This is a genomic window from Pseudoalteromonas sp. SMS1 (assembly GCF_021530565.1).
Taxonomy (GTDB): domain Bacteria; phylum Pseudomonadota; class Gammaproteobacteria; order Enterobacterales; family Alteromonadaceae; genus Pseudoalteromonas.
This window is the reverse complement of record NZ_JAKGBI010000066.1, coordinates 1-1,498: the sequence shown is the minus strand read 5'-3', so window position 1 is coordinate 1,498 and position 1,498 is coordinate 1. Positions and strand designations below refer to the sequence as shown.

Here is a 1,498-nt window from a genome sequence, read left to right as displayed (position 1 = left end):
GGTTGTTGCGCAGCTACAGCAATGTGAGACAGAGAACCGCAAGGTTGCAGGGCTACAATCCACTTCTCTTGCGTATGTGATTTACACTTCTGGGTCAACTGGCAAGCCAAAAGGAGTGATGGTAGAGCATAGGAGTGTTTCGAACTTAGTTGTAGATAATATTCGTTTTTTAAATTTAACAGAAAAGTCAGTTTGTTTGCATTGTACTTCATTCTCATTCGATGCTGGCAGTGGGCACTTATTTAGAGAACTACTGTCGGGTGCAAGGGTTATCTTATTGAGCGGCTATCAAGATCTGATTGAACAGCCTCTTGACTGTAGAACAACCCATGTTTCTATTCCGGCAGCATTTTTAAAGTCCTTGGATGCAGAAAAACTCCCCAATGTTGAAGTCATCACTATTGGTGGTGAAGCTGCTGAACAAACAGATATTGCGAATTGGGTTAAAAACTGTCGGCTAGTTAATTGCTATGGCCCGACGGAAACGACGGTATTATCTTCCATGGTTGACTTTGAAGCCGTATCTACAGTACCAACCAATATTGGGTTTCCCATAAGTAATACATGTTTTTTTGTACTGGATAGCCAGAAAAATCTTCTTCCTAGAGGGGTAACGGGAGAGTTATATATTGGTGGTGCAGGGCTTGCCCGTGGTTATTTAAATCGACCAGACTTAACAGAAGAACGTTTTGTTGCGCATCCATTTGCTAATGAAAAGGATAAAGCGAAGGGTTACTCTCGTCTATATAAAACCGGTGATTTAGTCCGTTATTTACCAAATGGTAGCTTAGAGTTTATTGGTCGTGTCGACGCACAAGTTAAAGTCCGAGGTTATAGGATTGAGTTAGGCGAAATCGAAAATAAGTTATTGGTAGCGCCAGGTGTGAAATCTGCTTTAGTCCAGTTAGTCGAAGGCAGCCATCAGCACAAACAGCTCGTCGCCTATATTATCCCGGATAGCCAAGATGCGGATGAAGCAGAATTGTTACGCGCTATTAAATCATCGTTACAGGCGTCGTTACCAGATTATATGGTGCCTTCTGCGTTTGTGGTAATGACACAGTGGCCATTAACCCCCAATGGAAAAATAGATCGAAAGGCACTAGCAGAGGCCGATGTGGCCATAATGCAAAGCCAGTACGTTGCACCAAAGACGGCGCTAGAAGTGACGCTGGTTGAGATAGTAGCAGAGCTACTTAACCTCGAGTCAGACAAAGTCAGTACCACAGCCAATTTCTTTGAGTTGGGCGGACATTCTTTACTGTCTATTCGTTTGATGACAATGATTAAAACGCGATGTCAGGTTGAACTACCTATTAAAGCGATATTTGAGTTTCCGACGATAGCGCAACTGGCTGAGTTATTAAGTAACTCGGATGTCAGCGATAACATCATTGCGATACAGCCTATGGCCCGCCGTGAAGGGGGGGATGTGGTGTCATTTTCACAACAGCGTTTGTGGTTGATAGATCAACTACAAGGGGGCAGCAGCGAGTAC

Annotated in this window: 1 protein-coding gene; it reads left to right on the top strand. The window is 43.7% G+C overall.

The genetic code is table 11. The features are described 5' to 3' along the window. A partial coding sequence (locus tag L1286_RS24005; RefSeq protein WP_235409545.1) for a non-ribosomal peptide synthetase occupies positions 1–1,498 on the top strand: 1,498 nt, incomplete at both ends.